This is a genomic window from Mycolicibacter virginiensis (genome assembly GCF_022374935.2).
GTDB classification, from domain to species: Bacteria; Actinomycetota; Actinomycetes; order Mycobacteriales; family Mycobacteriaceae; genus Mycobacterium; species Mycobacterium virginiense.
This window is the reverse complement of sequence record NZ_CP092430.2, coordinates 1,731,591-1,747,913: the sequence shown is the minus strand read 5'-3', so window position 1 is coordinate 1,747,913 and position 16,323 is coordinate 1,731,591. Positions and strand designations below refer to the sequence as shown.

Genomic DNA, 16,323 nt, shown 5'->3' with positions numbered 1-16,323 from the left:
CGAAGTCGAGGCCGGGTTGTGGGCCACACTCCCCTGATGGACGTCCGCACCACGATCGATACCTACCTGCGGGCCTGGACACAACAGGACCCCGAGCTCATCGTCACGATCTTCACCGATGACGCCACCTACCACGAGCGGGTGCTGGGCGAACCGATCCGCACCCGAGCCGGAATCCGCGATTATTGGCAGAGCAAGGTCGTCGAGGGTCAGGCCAACATCGATGCCCGGTTGCTCAACCTCTACACCGCCACCGACGGCACCACGGTGATCGCCGAGTGGGAGGCGACGTTCGACGACCGCGTCCAGAACGTGCGCAAGCGGATGCGCGAAGTCGCCATCCTGGAATTCGCCGGTGAGCGGATCGCCAGCCTGCGCGAGTACTGGGCTTCGGAAATAGTCGGGTGAATCGGGTAGCGGCCCCGCGTCAGAGATGGCTCGCCACGAAGCCCGCGGCCTGAGCCGGCATCGGCGACTGCGCGTAGGACAGGTGCGGCGCGGAGAACATCTCGTCGTGTGAAGGCAGCGCCAGGGCGCCCGGAGTGCAGATCGGGTCGCCGTCGGCACACAGATCAATGGCCTTGGCGCCGTACCAGGGGCTGATCTCGCTGATCGGTCCGCCCAGGTAGCGGTCGGTGGGGTTGCCGAAAACTGCCACCGCAGCGACGTGTTCGGCCTCCTCCGCCGACAGGGTCGCGGCGTTGAAGCCCGCCACCGATGCCCGCGCGATGGTGATCAGATCGATGACCATCGCTCCTTGCGAATAGCCGCCGAGTACCAGTTTGGTGTTGGGGCAGGTCGCCACCATGGATTGCACGTGGGCGTTCGCATCACCGGCGCCGGCGGACGCTGAAGGCGGCCAGTCCTCGGCTGCCGGGTAATTGACCGCATACACCCCGACGGACCGCCCGCCGACCTGTGAGCGCAGCGCGTCGATGAATTTCTGGCCGACTCCGCCGACACCCGGCGGTTCGGCGGTGCCACGAGCGAAGGTCACCTCGATGTCGGGGCAGCCGGCAGCGGAGGCGGCGGGAACGACGACCGGTGCGCTGGGCAACGTGGCCAAGGCCATCGCCACCGGAACACCGAGCAACACGAGCGATCGGCGCGCTTTCATATCAACGATGCTGGCACACCGCGACCGTGCTCCACCAGCCCTTATCGCAGCGCGTCGGCAACCTCTGCGGCATCGAGCTGCGCCACTTCCAGATACACCTCCGCCACCGCGTCCAACCGGCCCGGATCGGCTTCGGAAGCAGCCAGCCGTGCAGCCAGCCCGGCGACGGTTCGGGTGGCGAAGATGTCGGCGACCACCGCGCCCGGGGCGTCCAGCCAGGTGCGGATGCGTGACACGGCGGCGGTGGCCAGCACCGAATCGCCGCCCAGGGCGAAGAAGTCGTCGTCTGCTCCGACCCGGGCGCCGCCGAGTACCTCGGCGATGATCGCGGCCAGGGCGCACTGCAGCGGACCTGCGGGCTCGCGGTAGCCGTCGCCGGCGGCCATGGCTGCGGCCAGCTCGGCCGTCACCGCCCGCCGGTCAATCTTGCCGGAGACGGTGTAGGGAATCACCGAAACCAGCTGTAGCTGGCGGGGAATCATGTGCTCAGGCAGCGACTCGGCCAGCCCGGCCTGCAATCCGGCAACGCTGACCGCGGGATCGCCGGCACGCACCGCAGCCGCCAACACCTCACGCCCGCCGGGTTCGGTCAGCGCCACCACCACCGCCTCGGCAACCCCGGGCAGGCGGCGCAGCGCGGATTCGACCTCGCCGAGTTCGATGCGATACCCGCTGATCTTGACCCGGTGATCGGCGCGCCCGACGAATTCCAGGGTGCCGTCGGGAAGGTAGCGGGCCAGATCGCCGGTGCGATACCAGGTTCGGCCGTTGTACTCGACGAATTTCTCGGCGGTCAGGTCGGGCCGCCCGCGATAACCCGAGGCGATTCCGCGCCCGGTGACCCACAGTTCGCCGGCCACCCAGTCCGGGCGGTCAGCTCCGTCGGCGCCGACGACCCGGCAGGCGATGTTGGGCAGCGGGGTGCCGTAGGGCACCGCGGCCCAGTGCGCCGGCGGGTCACCCTCGACCTCGCACAGCGTGGCGTGGATGGCGGTTTCGGTGGCCCCGCCCAGCCCGGCGAACCGGACCCCGGGCGCCACCGCGGCAAACCGTCGCGCCAGTTCGGGACGCACCCAGTCGCCGCCGGTCAACACCGCACGCACCGAAGACAGTTCGCCGCCGGTGGCGGCCAACATCTCCAGCGCCCCCGGCATCAGGTTGAGCACGCTGACCCGGTGCCGCGCCACCAGCTGCGCCCACACTTCGGGGCTGCGCCGGTCGGCTTCATCGACCATCACGATCGCCGCACCGGCGCGCAGCATGGCGAAGACGTCGAGCACCGACATGTCGGCGTCCAGGGTCAGCAGCGCCAGGCTGCGGTCGCCCGGAGCGAATCCGAAACGAGCGCTGAGGGTTTCGATGGTATTCATGGCCGCGTCGTGGGTGACCTCGACGCCCTTGGGCTCGCCGGTGGAGCCGGAGGTGAACACCACATAGGCCAACTCGGACGGAGCGGTGCGAACCGGCTGCACCGCACCGGAGTGCTGCAGGGCATCGGAGACCGCCAGTGTCGGAATCTCCAACGCGGGCACCGCGTCCCCGGTCACCAGTGCCAGCACGGCACCGCCCAGTGCCAGGATCCGCTCTCTGCGCTCGGGCGGCTGATCGGCCGCGATCGGCAGATAGACCGCCCCGGCGGCCAGGATGCCCAGCAGCGCCGGAATCTGCTCGGCGCCCTTGGGGCCCAGCAGCGCCACCGTGTCACCGGGTCGCACGCCACGCTTCTGCAGGGCTGCGGCCACCGCCAACGCCTGATCACGTAGCTCGCCGTAGCTCAACTCTCCCGGCCCGTGCAGCAGCGCGACCGCCTCGGGGTCGCGGTCGGCCTGGCGAAAGAACCCGTCCTGCAGGGCTTCCCCGCTGGGTTCGGCGCTGCCCGCGTTCACCGACTCGCGCACCTGGGCTTGATCGGCGGGCAACGCTGCCGGCGCTGCTTGCGACCAACCGTCGCTGCCGGCCAGCCGAGTCAGGTCGGCGATGTGATGGGCGAACATGGCGTCGATCACGCCCGGCGCGAACATGTCCTCGCGCACATCCCAGTTCACCAGGATGCCGCCGTCGAACTCGGTGACCTGCGCGTCCAGCAGCACCTGCGGGCCCTGGGAGATGATCCAGGCCGGGGTACCGAACGCGGCGGTGACCTCGTCGCCGAACAGCTCCCCGAGTCCCAGCGCGCTGGTGAACACCACCGGCGCCAGCACCTGCGTGCCGCGGTGGCGGCTCAGGTCACGCAGCACCGCCAGGCCTGGGTAATCGGCGTGTGCGGCGGCGGTACGCATGGCGTCCTGCACCGCGTGCGCGCGCTGCGCGCCGGTGCTCGCCTGACTCAGATCGACATCCAGCAGCAGTGACGAGGTGAAATCACCGACCAGCCGGTCGACGTCGTCGTGCAACGGTTCGCGGCCGAACAGCGGCACATTGAGCAGGAAGCGCGGGGCGTCCGACCAACTGGCCAGGGTGTGCGAGAACGAGGCGGCCAGGGTCATGGCCGGCGTGACGCCGTGGGCGCGGGCCTGCCCGAACAGTGCGTCGCGGGTGTCCGGGTCCAGCCAGTGCCACCGCCGGGTGCTGCGGCGCGGGTCGGTGGGTGCGCCGGCGGGCGGCGGCAGCTTGGGCGGATCGGGCAGGTCGGGGATGTGCTGCGCCCACCACTGGCGGTGGTTCTCGTCGGGTGCGCGGTCGGCGGTGGCGTGGCGGTACTGCCGGTAGGTGTAGCCCAGCTCCGGCAGCGTCTCGCCCCGGTAGGCGGCGGCCAGATCCGCCATCAGGGTGCGGTAGCTCATCGCGTCGGCGGCCTGCATGTCCAGGTCGACGTGCAGTCGCGCGGTTCCATCCGGCAGCAATGACACGGTGAGTTCGAAGACCGCGTCGTCGAGTTGCTGATGTGATTTCGCCACCCGGGTGGCATCCAACCGCTGGGCCACCTCGGTGGCGTCCAGGCCACGCAGGTCCTGCACCGCGACGGGCAGTGCGGCGTCGGGCCGGATGTGCTGGGTGCCGTCGGGTGAGAAGTGCACCCGCAGCATCGGGTGGCGGGCGGCCAGCGCTCCTGCGGCGGCGGCCAGCCGGTCCGGATCGATAGCACGCCCATCAAACTCCACATACAGGTGCCCGGCCACCCCGCCGAGCGCGACGTCGTCGTCGCGTCCCACCCACATGGCGTGCTGCATCGGCGCCAGCGGAAAAGCAGCGCCGGCATCGCTCGGCTCGTCCGTCGTCGCGGCGATCGGTGCCGGTTCGCCCCGGTCGCCCAGCAGGTCCTGCCAGGCGGCGATGCGCGGGTCGGCGGCCAGCGCGGCGAAATCGACGTCAATGCCCTGTTTGCGCCATCGGCCGGCCAGGCTCATCATCCGGATCGAGTCCAGACCCTGTCCGACCAGGTCGGCCTCGGGATCGACGGCGCTGGCGTCGGCGCCGAGCAGGTCAGCGACCTGCGCGCGTATCTCGTCCGGCCCCACGGCGCCACTCCACCCTTCGTTAGGCTGCCCTAATTTCTCGAAGCTACTCTATCTAGGTTCGGTCGCCGGTAAGCCAGGGAGTACACATGCACGGGTTCGTACCGTTTCCCGACGAGCGGGCTGCCGCCTACCGTGCGGCCGGCTACTGGAGCGGACGGCCGTTGGCATCGCTGCTCGACGACGCCGCGTCGCGCTGGCCCGAGCGGCCCGCGGTGATCGATGGCGGCGCGACGCTGTCGTATGCGCAGTTGGATGCGGCCGCCGATCGCGCGGCGGCCGGTCTGCACCGGCTGGGTGTCGGCGCCGGTGACCGGGTGTTGCTGCAGTTGCCCAACAGTTGCGCATTCGCGGTCACGCTGTTCGGGCTGCTGCGGGTGGGTGCCATCCCGGTACTGTGCCTGCCCGGGCACCGTGCCGCTGAGATCGGGCATCTGGCTGCGGTCAGCGAGGCTGTCGGGATCGTGGTCCCTAACGTCACAGCGGGATTCGACTATCCGGCGATGGCCGCCGAACTGGGGCTGAGGCGGCTCATCATCGACGAGGCGCCCGAAGGCTCCCCCGCGCCGCGAGTCACCCCCGATCCGGCTGCGCCGGCACTGCTGCTGGTCTCCGGCGGGACCACCGGCATGCCCAAGCTGATCCCCCGCACCCATAACGACTACGTCTACAACGCCACCGCCAGCGCGCAGCTGTGTGAGCTGACCTCCGACGACGTCTATCTCGCGGCGTTGCCGGCCGCCCATAATTTTCCGCTGGCCTGCCCGGGGTTGCTGGGCGCCATGTCGGTGGGCGCCGCCACGGTCTTCGGCGCCGACCCCAGCCCGGAGGCGGCTTTCGCCACCATCGCCCGCCACCGGGTAACGGTCACCGCGTTGGTGCCGGCGCTTGCCACGCTGTGGGCCCACGCCTGCGACTGGGAGCCGCAGAAGCCCACGACACTGCGGTTGCTGCAGGTCGGCGGCGCCAAGCTGGCTGCGGGCGACGCCCGCCGGATTCGTGAGGTACTGACGCCGGGTCTGCAGCAGGTGTTCGGCATGGCCGAGGGATTGCTCTGCTACACCCGGCCGGGCGACGCCGCGGAATTGCTCGACACCACGCAGGGCCGGCCGTTGTGCGCCGACGACGAGTTGCGCGTGGTCGACGAGGACGGTGTCGAAGCATCCGAGGGTGAGCTGATGGTGCGCGGGCCCTACACGATCAACGGCTACTACAGCGCGGCCGAGGCCAACGCGCGATCCTTCAGCCCGGACGGCTTCTACCGCAGCGGGGACCGGGTCCGCCGGCTGGCGGATGGCTACCTGGAGGTGACCGGGCGAATCAAGGACGTGATCGTCCGCAGCGGCGAGAACATCGCCGCCGACGAGCTGGAGGCGCACCTGCTACTCCATCCGGCGGTAAGATCGGCTGCCGCGGTCGGTCTGTCTGATCAGTACTTGGGCGAAAAGGTCTGCGCTGCAGTGGTTTTCAATGGCACACCGCTGACGTTGGCAGAGCTGAACCGCCACCTCGATGAGTGCGGCGTGGCCACCCATGTCCGCATCGATCAGCTGGCGGCACTGCCTACGCTGCCTACCACGGCGGTCGGCAAGATCGACAAGAAAGCGTTGGTCCGCCAGCTCGGCTGAACCGAATTCGCCGGCCTAGCCACGCTCGACGACGTTGTCGAACCCCGAGGTGCTCACCTCCGGGTTCCCGGAGTGGTACGTGACCCGGTTGTTAAGACCGGAGGCCGTGACCTTGGGTGTCGAGTCGACGGTGATGACGTTGCCGATGCCCGACACCGTCAGACCGGCGCACTGGCCGGTGAGTTCCACCGTGTTGCTGACCCCGCTCACCGACACGTAGCGGCCGTCGCAGGCCAGGGTCTTGTTCTCCCCGGCCCCGGCGATGGTGAGGGTGACACTGCTGTCCGGCACCGGGACAGCAGGCGAAGCTGCGACCGGCGGCGCCGGTTCGGGTGCTGGCGCCGCCTCGGACGGCACCGGTATCGGGGTGAAACCGCTGGGTGTGGTGGGCCGCCCGGGCGCGGAGCTGGTCAAGTCATGGGAGGCCAGGAACACTACGACGGCGCCGGCGACCACCACTGCCGCGGCGATCACACTGACGACGATGGCAAGACCGCGGCCGTTTCCCGACCGCGACGGCGCCTGCCCGTCGACGGCACCTGTTGGGGCGGTCAGTTCCACGGGTCGAGCGAAGTCCGACAGCGGACGCTCCAATTCCCGTATCCGGGCCTCGGGGTCATCGTCGGCATTCACGCCTGAAATGATCCCACTAAATCGATGACAGTGGCCCACTACGCCCGGCTCCGCCGCGCTTGCGACCACTGCTAAATCGATGGCAGTGGCCCGCTACGCCCGGCTCCGCCGCGCTTGCGACCACAGCTAAATCGATGACAGTGGCCCGCTACGCCCGGCTCCGCCGCGCTTGCGACCACTGCTAAGTGCTAACCGGCGTGGATCTGCCATCCGGCGGCATCGTTTTGCTGTCGCCAGAACTCGTCGAAACGTCCACCTGCCGCGCGTAATTCGTCGATCGTCCCGTCCTCAATGACCCGGCCGTCATCGATGAACAGCACTCGATCGGCTTGGGAGATGCTGGCCAGCCGGTGCGCGACGATCACCCGGGTGCGCGGACGCAGTTCGGAGCTCAGTGCGGCGACGATCGCCGCCTCGTTCTCGGTGTCCAGCGCGCTGGTCGCCTCGTCAACCAGCAGCACCGGCGCGGGTTTGAGCAACGCCCGCGCGATGCTGACCCGTTGGCGTTCACCGCCGGACAGTGCCGCACCGGCTTCTCCCACTCGGGAGTCGGCGCCGTCAGGCAGTCGGGCGACCAGCTCGTCGACGCGGGCCAACTCGGTGGCCCGCTGAAACGTTTCCTGATCGGCGTCGGGGTTTCCGACCAGGACGTTGTCGCGGATCGTCCCGTCGAGCAGGTACGGATGCTGGAACACCACGCTGGTGGCGGCCCGCCGTGACGGGGCGTTCAGCTCGGTGGCGTCCACCCCGTCAAGCAACACCCGACCGCAGGTGGGCTCATGCAGTCCGGCGATCAGGGACAAGATGGTGCTCTTGCCCGAGCCAGACGGTCCGACGATGGCGGTGGTGGTGCCGGCCTGCAGGGTGAAGCTGACCCGGTCGAGCACCGGGGCGCCCGCAGAGTCGTAGCCGAACGTGACGTCGTCGAACTCGATGCGGGTCGCTCCGGCGTCCGCAGGGACGCGACCGGGGCCGACCGTCACCTCGGGTGCGGTGAGCACTGCGCGGATCCGCTCGAGGGAGGCCCGCGTCGACTCCAGGGCCGGCGCCAGCTCGCTGATGACGGTGAACGGTTCCAGGTAGCGCGCCGCCACCACGATCAACGCGATGGCCTCGGGAACGCTCAGCGTGCCGGTCACGGTCAGTGCGGTGGTGCTGCCGGCCAGCAGGATCAGCGCGCCCTGGCTGGCCAGGCTGAACAGCAGTTGCCCTGGAATCTGCATGAGCAGCAGCCGCATCGCCGCGCCATGCTGGGCGTTCAGCGCCTGCCCGACGGTGCTGCGCTCGGGTTCCACGCGTCGCGCCGCGCGCAGCGCCTGCTGGGTGCGGGCGAACTCGATGATTCGTTCCGTCAGGGCGGTGTTGGCGTCGCCGGCCGCGGCGTCCGCGCGGGCGCTGAGCCGGTTGGACGCCCACAGCGCCCCGAGCAGCAGCGGTACCCCGCCCAGGGCGGCCAGGCCCAGCTGCCAGGACACCCCGAGCAGGGCCAGTGCGATCGCCGGCGGCAGCAGGATCGCGCTGATCAGCGGGGTCAGCAGATTGACCACCAGGCTCACCAGTTCGGGGCCGGTGGCAGCGATCGCCTGTCGCGCGTCCGCGGTGTTCTCCGCGGTGAGCCAGCCCAGCCGGACGCCGGGAAGCCGGTCGGCCACGTCGTGTTGGGTGTGATCGAGAACGGCGAAGCCCAGGTCGAATCCGATTCGGGCGCATGCGAAGTCGATCAGCCAACCCGCGACGGTCGCTACCGTCAGCCAACCCAGCCAGGCCACCGCCCGACTCGGGGTCTCGGAGAACAGCGCGCTCACCAGCGGGACCAGCAGCACGGTGCCCGCCGCCCGCACCGCCACCGACAGCAGCGTCAGCGCGGCGTAGCCGAACATCCGGCCGCGGCGGTCGTGCGGGATCAGCTGGATCAGGGTGCGCATCATCGGCTCGCCTCCGCTCCGACGGTGATCGCGGCGCGGCCGGTCTCCCACAACTGCAAGTAGCGTCCCTGCGCGGCCAGCAACTGGTCGTGGCTGCCCTGTTCGACGATGCTGCCGTGGTCGAGTACGACGATCTGATCGGCACCGGTGATCGTGTGCAGCCGGTGGGCGATCACCAGCACGGTGCGATCTCTGGTCAACCGGTTCAGCGCTTGCTGCACCAGGTATTCCGATTCGGGATCGGCGAACGCGGTGGCCTCGTCCAGGATGAGCACGGGTGTGTCGGCAAGGATGGCGCGGGCGATGGTCAGCCGCTGCCGCTCCCCGCCGGAGAGCGCGGCGGCGGCACCGAGCATGGTGTCGTAGCCTTCGGGCAGCCGCAAGATCCGGTCATGGATCTGGGCTTCACGGGCGGCGGCCTGCACCTGCTCATCGGTGGCGTCCGGGACAGCCAGCGCGATGTTGTCGCGCACCGTCCCGTGCACCAGTTGGGTCTCCTGCAGGACGAATCCCACCCGGCGATAGAGCTCGTCGGCGGTCAGCGACCGGATGTCTTGACCGTCAACCGATATCGATCCGGATTCGACGTCGTGGAACCGTGCCAGCAGCGCGGCCAGGGTCGACTTACCCGAACCCGACGGGCCGACCAATGCGGTCACCGTGCCCGGCCGCAGCGTCAACGACACGTCGCGGATCACCGGGACACCCGGACGATAACCGAAGGTGACTGCCTCGAAGCGCACTGTTCCAGGCGCTTCTACCGGTGCTGAAGCATGCTTCTCGACGGCGAGTTCGGATTCGTCCAGGGCGATCTGTAACCGCCGGGCGGCCAGCATGCCGCCGCGAATACCGCCGACCCCCAGGCCGATACCCAGCAGGCGGGCACCGAAGGTGGTGCCCAGCAACACGAACGGCAGGAGGTTCACCGGGTTCATTCGGCCGGCGACGATCAGCGGGGTGCCGGTCAGCATGATCAGCCACAGGAAGGTCGACGGGCGGGTGACCAGATCCATCAGCGTCTTCTTGCCGATGAAGGGGCGCTGCCAGTCCACGAGAAAGTTGATGTACTCGTCGAGGCGGCGACGGAAGGTGGAGGCGGCGGCCCCGCCGAACACCCGGATCACCGGCTGACCCTCCAGGTAGGTGCCGGCTTCGCCGTTCATCCGCTCGGCCCAGCGTTGCGCCTGACTGATCTTGGGGCCGGACTGGGTCATCATCACCGACATCAGCACCATGTAGACCAGCACCGGCACGAACAGCACCAGTGCCACCCGCCAGTCCACCACGAACAGGTAGACCAGCACCGCGACCGGTGCCACCACGGCGGCGACGGCGTCGGGGATGGCGTGGGTGACCAGATAGTGCAGCGACAGGGTGTCGTCGGCGACCAGTTGCTTGATCGAGCCGGATCCGCGGGCGGTGAACCAGCCCAGCGGCAGCCGTGCCAGCTTGCTCAGCAATCGGGTACGCAGCGCGCTGGCGAAGCGGGCGTCGACGACGTGCAGCCAGAGCGTCAGTCCCGCGCCCAGCAAGGTGCCCAAGCCCAGCAAGGAGAGTGCGGCGATTCCGACCGTCCACAACCGTGACTCGTCGGCGCCGGCGACCAACAGTCGGGCCAGCTCCACCAGCAGCACGAACGGGGCCAACTGCAGCAGGGTGATCAGGGCCTGCAGGACACCGGAGATGATCAGCGGCACCTTCAGCGCGCCGAGCAGCCGGCCCGCGGCCTGGGCGCGCCACGCCCCCTTCGCGTTGACTGTGCGCTCACCCGGCGGTTCAGCGAGTCTCGACGAAGGAGAGGCGAAGCTGGGACCGCCGCATGAACCGGGCACCTCACTCGCACTTGTGTCTGGTGACGGCAGAGTCGACGCGGGCTTTGCGGTGTCTTCCGGCCCGCGCTGGGTGCCCATGGCACGTCCGGCGGTCCAGTAGGCCTGCGCGTGGATCTCGGATTTGGGGAAACCGAACTCGTCGCGGAGCCGGGTCCGCAGCGCCTTGAGCGTCGCGGCTTCCGGGGTGGCCCAGGCATACCAGTCCGACCAGTCGCGGGCCTCGATCGCCGCGGCCAGCGAGCTCGCGTCTCGGCGGGGCACCCAGTGCACCCGCAGCCGGGGGTGCTCCCGCAGCGGGATCAGCAGATCGTCGTCTTCGTGCTGTTCGAGGTAGAGCTCGATCGGTACGTCGGGAGCGACGGTGCCGATGATTCCGTTGATTCCGGGAATCGACGCCGAGTCCCCCATCAAGAGGTAGCCGGCGGGCTGCGCGTCGGCGTCGGGGACCTCGAAGCGCGACGAGCCCATCAGCGACATCGCCGAGATAGTGGCTCCGGGTTCCACGGTGCGGGCCCAGCGGGTGGCCGGGCCGGCCGGTTCGTGCAGCACCATGTCGACCGCGAAGCGTCCGCTCTCGGCGTCGCCCTCGGCGATGGTGTAGGCGCGCTGGAATTCGGTGGCCGATCCGTCCGGGTCCGGGAACCAGAACCGCAGCCAAGCACTGGGTTCGACGGCTGCGTCGGTGAACAGGGTGGGTGAATGCATCCAGACCCTGATGCAATGTGGAGCGATCCAGCTGGTCTCGAGCACCGTTGCGGTGTGGTCTCGAGCACCGAAGCCCCGCAGAATCGCACCTTGCAAGCCGCGCGCCATCACGGTCCTTTCGCCAACGGTGGCCCACCCCGCGGAGTCGGGCTCGGCGCCCCGCCGCCAAGTCGAACCTAGGTTACCCTACCCTCACTTACTCGAATAGATGCTCCGGTAGGCTCACTGCTCGTTATGACTGACGCCGCAACCATCCTGCACCGCGAGCTGACAGACCTGTCCGACGAGGTCCGCCGCGTCCCGCCGCCCCCGATCCCGGTGCTGGCCGAGCCTTACACGATCCGGGTGGCAGACCCGGACACCGACGCGGAGATGATCTCCGAGTGGATGAACCGGCCTCATCTGGCCGAGACATGGGAGTCCGCCTGGCCGCCGGAGCGCTGGCACGCCTATCTCTCCGCCCAGGTCAACGGCAGCTATTCGCGGCCGTTGATCGTCAGCCGGAATGGACAAGACGGCGGCTATATCGAGATCTACCGGGCGGCAAAGGATTCCATCGCCAAGTATTACGCGGCCGACCCGTATGACCTGGGCATTCACGCCGCCGTCGCCGATACCACGGTGGTCAATCGTGGGTTCGCGGCAATCCTGTTGCCGCGCATCATGTCCTATGTCTTCGAGCTCGAGCCGCAGTGCCGTCGGATGATGTTCGAACCCGAGTACCGCAACACGGCCATGCGCCGGCTCGCCGAATATGTCGGCGGCGTCTTCCTCGGCGAACACGACATGGGTTATCGCAAGATGGCGCTTTACGCGGCGCTGCGCTACCCCGACGACGACCCGCTGTCGAACAGCTCGGCGTAGCCGTCGTAGTCGGGGCGCATCCCGGCTGCCACCAACTCCCAGAGCACCTCGTCGGTGCCGCCGCCAACACGGGCCAGCTTCATGTCTCGCCACCAGCGCCCAAGCGGCGTCTCGTCGACCAGGTAGCCGGTCCCGCCGAAGATGTGCATGCACTCGGCGATCACCTCTTCGCCCAGCCGCGCCGCGGTCACTTTCATCGCCGCGGAGGTCCGCAGGTCGAGTTTGCCCCCGGCCGCAAATCCGTTGAGCCCGTGACGAAGAAGGTCGACTCGGGCCTGCAGGTCGGCGATTCGCAGCCGCAGCGCCTGATGCTCGAACAGGGTGGCACCGAACTGGGTGCGGTGCATCATCCGCGCGTGGGTGATGCCGAGAATCTTCTGGGTCGACGAGGCGACCTGCCCAGCGATCGACATGCGCTCGTGCGCCAGGCCCCAGGAGATGGCGGCCAGCCCGGTGCCTGGCCGAGCGATCAGGGCGTCGGCGGGCACCCAGGTGTCGATGTCGACCGGTGCGGTGTCCAGGGGTCCAGCCCCGACCTTGCTGAACGGCTCGTGTACCTGCACCTGATCGGTCGGCACCGCGATCATCATGACGTTGCCGTGCCGGCTGTTCTCATCGTGGTCCATGCTGCGCGCCAGCACCAGGATGTGATCGGAGATGGGCGACAGCGACACGAACTTCTTGCGGCCACGCACCTCGAAACCGTCGCGCACGGAACGGGCCTCGGTCTGCACCCGCTGCAGGTCCGATCCCCCGGACTCCTCCGACGCGCCGATACACAACACCGCTTGGCCGCGAATGGCCCGCTGGCAGATGTCCTTCAGGTACTCGGATCGGCCGAAGCGGTGCAGAATCGAGATCGACGAATCCTGCAGGCTCACACCGACTCCGATGCCCGCAGACCCGAGCCGCCCCAGGGCGTAGGCCAGTTCCAGGAGTTTGGCCACATCGGTGGGCTGCGCTCCCGCCCACTTCTGCGTGAAGACGCCCGCCCTACCGAGGTGCTCGATCAGCTTGCGGGGAAAGCGCCCGCTGTCCTCTGCTTCGGCCGTCCAGTCCACGACCTGCTGGTCGAACACCTCGTTGAGCAAACCGCGGTAAGCGTCGATATCCGAGCCATCCGACTCCGCAATCACCTGAGTCACTTCATAACCTCCATGTTGCGTTTGACCTCGAGTCGCCGCAGTTTCCCCGACGACGTCCGGGGCAGCGATCCCGGCGCCAGAAACACCACGTCTGCGGGCACCACCCCGCACTGAGAGGCCACCCGCGAGATCAGGTCGGCACGCGCGCCGGCCTCGTCACGGCCTCGAAATTCCGCGGCGATCACCAATCCCGGCCGGGCTCCGTCGGTGCCGACCGCCACTACCGCACCCTCGCGGACACCGCGTACTTCGGCGGCGACCCGCTCGATCTCGGTGGGAAACACATTGCGCCCGGCGATCGAGATGATCTCCTTGGCCCGGCCGCAGACCACCAGGCCGGCGTCGGTGAAGTAGCCCAGGTCGCCGGTGGCAAACCACGCATCGGGTCCCAGCGCCTGCTGGCCGAGGTAACCCGACATCATCGACGTTCCGCGGATCTCGATCTCACCGACTTCGCGCTGCGGCAGCTCCTCGTGGCGTTCGGCCACCGGGCTGATGCGGACCTGCATGCCGGGAATCGGCTCTCCGAGCACCGCATGCCTGCGCACGGCTTCGGCGTCATCGCTTGCCGCGCCGACGATTTCGTCGTACTGCAGACCAGTTCCCGGCCGTGGCGCGGTCACCGCGCAGGTGGCCTCGGCCAGCCCGTACGACGGCATGAGAGCACCGGGATCGAGGCCGAACTTGGCAAGCTCGGCGACGAAGCGCTCCAACCCCGTGCAGTCGACCGGCTCGCCGCCGTTGATCGCGACCCGCAGCCGACCCAGGTCCACTTCGGGGACCCGGCGGGCGTATTTGCCGATGACGGTGTAGGCGAAGTTGGGTGCGGCGGTCATGGTGGCCCGGCTGTCGTGCAGCCAGCTCAACCATCGAAACGGCGAGGCGGCGAACGCCGCGGTGGGCGCCAACCACTGCTCCGAGCCGGTCAGCGCTGCGCTGAGCAAGAAGGTCAGCCCCATGTCGTGATACAGCGGCAGCCAGCTGCAGCCGACGTCATCGGCCGGATCGACCCCGACGTGCTTGCTCAAGCCCGACACATTCGCCAGGACCGCGGCCGGTGACAGTTGAGCGGTGCGCGGGGTACCGGTGGACCCGGCGGTGCCCTGTAATACCGCGGGCACATCGGTACCGGCAGTGACCGGACTGACCGAGCGACCGCTGCCGGCGGCCGCGGCAACGTCAGCCACCGCCAGACCGCGACCGGTCTCCTCGGCACGCAGCAGGTCCAATACCGATCCGTGGCTCAGCACCGTGCCAACCCCAATGCCGCGGAAACGATCCAGCGTCGCCTGCGCCCATTGCTGAGGGTCAGCGCCGCGGACCGGTCCAGGCAGGATCGAGATGCTGCGGCCGGCCAGCCAAGCACCCTGTATCGCGGCGATCAGATCTGCGGTCGGCTCACCGACCAGCCCGACGGCCCCAGCGTCGTCGCCGTCCAGAATCCGGGCGGCCACGCTTTCGGCCCGGGCATGCACCTGCTGCCACGGGTGGCGATCCCATGCCCCGGCCTCGGGGTCGAAGACCACCAGGTCGTGTTCTGACCCGGTCATCGCCCGGGTCAGGGCGCCGGCCAGCACGCTCACGCGTCGGCGGGGGCTTTCGCCCGGATGGCGGCCTCAAGGTCGCCGACCGTGTCGCAGTTCAACAGGTCTTCCTCAGACAGCGCTACACCCAGCCGATCCTCAATGGCGACCATGCCGATGGCGAAGGCCACCGAATCGAGGCCGACATCATCCACCAGCCGCGACTCCGGAGTCACGCGGTTGAGATCGACCTGCAGGTCGTCTCGCAAGATCTCACGCAGCGCGGCGTTGATGGCATCGGGCGATGAAGCGGTCATGTTGAGGGACGCTACACCAAACCGCGAACTAAGGTTAGCTTGCCCTATCTTGTGACTCGCAACACTTAGGGTAAGGCAAGGCTTGCCTGATGTTTGCTGCTGTGGTTAACGTTAGCCCGCGTTCTACATAGACAGGAACCTCATTTCAGATGAGGTCACAATAAGGAGAAGCAATGCAGCTCGCCATGGCCGCCGGTTCGACCGACCGCGGCACCGCCTTTAACACCCGCGCCACGGGCCTGCTGGCCGCGGGCGTCGCCCTGGCCGGCGCCGGCGTGATCGCCGTCAACCCGGTCGCCCCGATGATCAGCGCGGCCGCCCACCAGCCCGCCGTCGAGCTCACCGCTACCACTGGCGAGAACCTCGACCACATCATGGACCTGCTCACGGGCCCGAACCCGGTCTTCACCGCGCTCGGTGATCTAGGCAGCTACTACGGCGAGACCACCAGCAACAGCATCCAGGGCGTGCTCGATGGCCTCGAAATCATGTGGTCCGGCGGAGGCCAGGTCAAGGGCCTGGAAGTCATCATCCCGCAGGTCATGGAATTCCTTCAACAGGGCGACTTCACCAATGCCTGGAACCTGATCAACTGGGACATGTTGTTCAACATGAACAACATCTTCCAGCCGCTGTTCGACCACACCGTGCGTGGCACCGGTGAGTTCGTGCCCGGCATGATGGGCATCGGCGCCGACCTGACCCATGTTTGGGCGAACCTGCAGGAGATCTTCGGCGACTTCAGCTTCTGGAAGACCTCCGCCAAGTACCTGACGGAACCGCTCATCGGCTTCATGTTCGCGCTGTCGGAGAACCTGACCGGCGTGCCCGACGGTATCGAGCACGTGGCGCAGGACCCGTTCGACGCACTGCTCAACGGCTACATCACCTGGGACTCCGACACCGGTGAGGACACCGGCCAGTGGTGGGGCCTGATCACCGAGCAAGGCACCCTGTCCTACTTCCTCGACTTCCTGCCGGGCAAGTTCGCCGACGCGCTGACCTCGACCATCCCGGTTCCCGAGGTGGACGTCGACCCCGGTGACGCAGCTGCGGCCGCCAGCCTGCTCGACTTCGGTTGGCTCGACAGCCTGTTCAACTAGCAGCACCGCACCACCTGTCTCGCGCGGGCGCTGGAGATCCCAGCGCTCGCGCGGCACCAGAGCCGGGTTCGGGTCC

Annotated in this window: 12 protein-coding genes; 4 read left to right on the top strand and 8 right to left on the bottom strand. The window is 68.5% G+C overall.

Annotated elements, in window-relative coordinates:
• Nucleotides 1–36 precede the first annotated feature (36 nt).
• Nucleotides 37–408 (top strand): nuclear transport factor 2 family protein, encoded by a 372-nt coding sequence (locus MJO54_RS08545; protein ID WP_046283743.1) that lies wholly within the window; start codon nucleotides 37–39, stop codon nucleotides 406–408.
• A gap of 19 nt (nucleotides 409–427) precedes the next feature.
• Here the strand turns inward: MJO54_RS08545 and MJO54_RS08540 are convergent, their stop codons facing one another.
• Both MJO54_RS08540 and MJO54_RS08535 read right to left on the bottom strand, forming a co-directional pair.
• The gene (locus MJO54_RS08540; protein ID WP_046283713.1) at nucleotides 428–1,117 is read right to left on the bottom strand and encodes a cutinase family protein; all 690 of its coding nucleotides are present in this window, start codon (nucleotides 1,115–1,117) and stop codon (nucleotides 428–430) included.
• A gap of 41 nt (nucleotides 1,118–1,158) precedes the next feature.
• On the bottom strand, nucleotides 1,159–4,575 hold the full coding sequence (locus tag MJO54_RS08535; RefSeq protein WP_046283714.1) for a non-ribosomal peptide synthetase: 3,417 nt from the start codon (nucleotides 4,573–4,575) through the stop codon (nucleotides 1,159–1,161).
• Between the two features lie 86 nt (nucleotides 4,576–4,661).
• On the opposite strand from MJO54_RS08535, the gene MJO54_RS08530 reads away from it, so the two are divergent.
• A complete protein-coding gene (locus MJO54_RS08530) occupies nucleotides 4,662–6,200 on the top strand; it encodes a (2,3-dihydroxybenzoyl)adenylate synthase (protein WP_046283715.1) in 1,539 nt (512 codons plus the stop codon).
• 15 nt (nucleotides 6,201–6,215) lie between these two features.
• Here the strand turns inward: MJO54_RS08530 and MJO54_RS08525 are convergent, their stop codons facing one another.
• From MJO54_RS08525 to MJO54_RS08515, 3 genes are all read right to left on the bottom strand, one after another.
• On the bottom strand, nucleotides 6,216–6,833 hold the full coding sequence (locus tag MJO54_RS08525; RefSeq protein WP_046283716.1) for a DUF3060 domain-containing protein: 618 nt from the start codon (nucleotides 6,831–6,833) through the stop codon (nucleotides 6,216–6,218).
• 188 nt (nucleotides 6,834–7,021) lie between these two features.
• Nucleotides 7,022–8,761 (bottom strand): ABC transporter ATP-binding protein, encoded by a 1,740-nt coding sequence (locus tag MJO54_RS08520; protein ID WP_046283744.1) that lies wholly within the window; start codon nucleotides 8,759–8,761, stop codon nucleotides 7,022–7,024.
• Nucleotides 8,758–11,403, bottom strand: coding sequence for an ABC transporter ATP-binding protein/permease (locus MJO54_RS08515; protein ID WP_046283717.1), 2,646 nt, complete (start codon nucleotides 11,401–11,403; stop codon nucleotides 8,758–8,760). The genes MJO54_RS08520 and MJO54_RS08515 overlap by 4 nt, the downstream gene beginning before the upstream one ends.
• A gap of 126 nt (nucleotides 11,404–11,529) precedes the next feature.
• Between MJO54_RS08515 and MJO54_RS08510 the strand changes: the two genes are divergently transcribed.
• Entirely contained in the window at nucleotides 11,530–12,159 is a 630-nt protein-coding gene (locus tag MJO54_RS08510; RefSeq protein WP_046283718.1) for a GNAT family N-acetyltransferase, read from the top strand.
• On the opposite strand, the gene mbtN is transcribed toward MJO54_RS08510, so the two are convergent.
• From mbtN to mbtL, 3 genes are read right to left on the bottom strand one after another with little or no spacing between them, the layout of a single operon-like run.
• A complete protein-coding gene (mbtN, locus tag MJO54_RS08505) occupies nucleotides 12,120–13,292 on the bottom strand; it encodes a mycobactin biosynthesis acyl-ACP dehydrogenase MbtN (protein WP_192830555.1) in 1,173 nt (390 codons plus the stop codon). The two genes, MJO54_RS08510 and mbtN, sit on opposite strands and share 40 nt — an antisense overlap.
• 8 nt (nucleotides 13,293–13,300) lie before the next feature.
• Nucleotides 13,301–14,887, bottom strand: coding sequence for a long-chain-fatty acid--ACP ligase MbtM (gene mbtM, locus MJO54_RS08500; protein WP_046283720.1), 1,587 nt, complete (start codon nucleotides 14,885–14,887; stop codon nucleotides 13,301–13,303).
• Entirely contained in the window at nucleotides 14,884–15,192 is a 309-nt protein-coding gene (gene mbtL / locus MJO54_RS08495; RefSeq protein ID WP_256364642.1) for a mycobactin biosynthesis acyl carrier protein MbtL, read from the bottom strand. Before mbtL ends, mbtM begins: the two co-directional genes overlap by 4 nt.
• Before the next feature lie 125 nt (nucleotides 15,193–15,317).
• On the opposite strand from mbtL, the gene MJO54_RS08490 reads away from it, so the two are divergent.
• Entirely contained in the window at nucleotides 15,318–16,247 is a 930-nt protein-coding gene (locus tag MJO54_RS08490; RefSeq protein ID WP_046283722.1) for a hypothetical protein, read from the top strand.
• The last annotated feature ends 76 nt before the right edge of the window (nucleotides 16,248–16,323 follow it).

What these genes read in the sequence shown, in the direction of transcription:
- MJO54_RS08545 (WP_046283743.1), top strand. Translation starts at nt 37, where the DNA reads ATGGACGTCCGCACCACGATCGATACCTACCTGCGGGCCTGGACACAA.
- MJO54_RS08515 (WP_046283717.1), bottom strand. Translation starts at nt 11,403, where the DNA reads ATGGCGCGCGGCTTGCAAGGTGCGATTCTGCGGGGCTTCGGTGCTCGA.
- MJO54_RS08530 (WP_046283715.1), top strand. Translation starts at nt 4,662, where the DNA reads ATGCACGGGTTCGTACCGTTTCCCGACGAGCGGGCTGCCGCCTACCGT.
- MJO54_RS08520 (WP_046283744.1), bottom strand. Translation starts at nt 8,761, where the DNA reads ATGATGCGCACCCTGATCCAGCTGATCCCGCACGACCGCCGCGGCCGG.
- MJO54_RS08540 (WP_046283713.1), bottom strand. Translation starts at nt 1,117, where the DNA reads ATGAAAGCGCGCCGATCGCTCGTGTTGCTCGGTGTTCCGGTGGCGATG.
- MJO54_RS08490 (WP_046283722.1), top strand. Translation starts at nt 15,318, where the DNA reads ATGCAGCTCGCCATGGCCGCCGGTTCGACCGACCGCGGCACCGCCTTT.
- MJO54_RS08510 (WP_046283718.1), top strand. Translation starts at nt 11,530, where the DNA reads ATGACTGACGCCGCAACCATCCTGCACCGCGAGCTGACAGACCTGTCC.